The organism is Lysinibacillus sp. NPDC093210 (assembly GCF_044753985.1).
Classification (GTDB): domain Bacteria; phylum Bacillota; class Bacilli; order Bacillales_A; family Planococcaceae; genus Lysinibacillus.
In genome coordinates this window covers 1-1,071 of record NZ_JBIVOE010000026.1, presented here as the reverse complement: position 1 = coordinate 1,071, position 1,071 = coordinate 1, and the positions used below count along the sequence as shown (strand labels likewise).

The window sequence follows — 1,071 nt, the reverse complement described above, 5'->3', positions numbered from 1 at the left end:
CATGGAGAATAACAAGTTATTGGTTGAAGAAATAAAAGAAATCAAACAGAGTTATAAAGAGAGCGAAAGTAAAAGAGAACAAAGGGATCTAGCTTTGATGGAGATTGTACGATCGATGCAAGAAACAAAAAAATCAATCGCTGCCTCAGAAGAAAAAAAGAAGTGGTGGGAGTTCTGGAAATAATGTAATTTCATGGGGAATAATGTCGGGAATGTGAGAATAAACATGTAGCATACATAGAGATAAGACCGCCTTATATACTTATAGATAATGGGCGGTCTTTGTTATGAGTATTCTCTAATTTCGATCGGTTGTCTAATTACATAAACAAGGTGTAGGCGTATTAGTGAAACTGAAAAATACAGGATACATATAAAGCTTATAATTGGCAATTTCTAAGGAAGAGGGGATATTTTTGTCTGATGATAAAAAAAGAGGGATAACAACAGGAATTGGAATATGTCTAGGGTTGGCATTCGGGGCCATTTTCGGTTTGCTTTTTGATAATCTTGCTTTAGGTCTTGGAATAGGTGGTGTAGTAGGATTAGCAATTGGGTTGGGCAAGTGAACAAAAGAGTTTTATAAGGAATAAGAGTACTATATTCCGCGATTGTCAATGGTAAGCGGACCGTAGGGAGCATTAAGGAATTGACAATCTCTCTACACCAAGACCCTCTTGGCACTCAAACAAACGCGTTTGTTTGACGCCAACCGGCGAGGGAGCCCCCTCAAAAAAGTGAGGGGGTTGGGGGAGTTTTTCGAATGGGGTTAAGGGGAAGAGTTCCCCTTACAGGTGGTGGACAGCGTCCACGGTCTATAAGAAAAAGGGCATCCGTGAAGGATGTCCTTTTTCTTTTTGGCGGAGCCAAACACAGGGAGGAACACCGACCGCAACCTCGTAGAGCGCGCTCCCAATTTGACCGAAGGTGAAAAATTGGTGTAGTGCGTTACACCAAATCTAAAGTTGTGGTATGCTAGACCCAAGAACAGTGGTCGAAATGGGGGATTGAGGGATGGCCAAATATGGGATTATCCGCATGCAAAAGTTCCATAAAGACGCAATATTGGGG

General features: G+C 41.6%; 2 protein-coding genes. Both read left to right on the top strand.

Features of this window, described 5'->3' with window-relative positions; all coding sequences use genetic code 11:
- A partial coding sequence (locus ACIP9C_RS23105; protein WP_401015208.1) for a DUF3967 domain-containing protein occupies window positions 1–184 on the top strand: 184 nt, incomplete at its 5' end.
- Window positions 185–416: 232 nt separating this feature from the next.
- Complete coding sequence (locus tag ACIP9C_RS23100; protein WP_192885629.1) at window positions 417–569, top strand: glycine zipper domain-containing protein; 153 nt, start codon at window positions 417–419, stop codon at window positions 567–569.
- Window positions 570–1,071 lie beyond the last annotated feature (502 nt).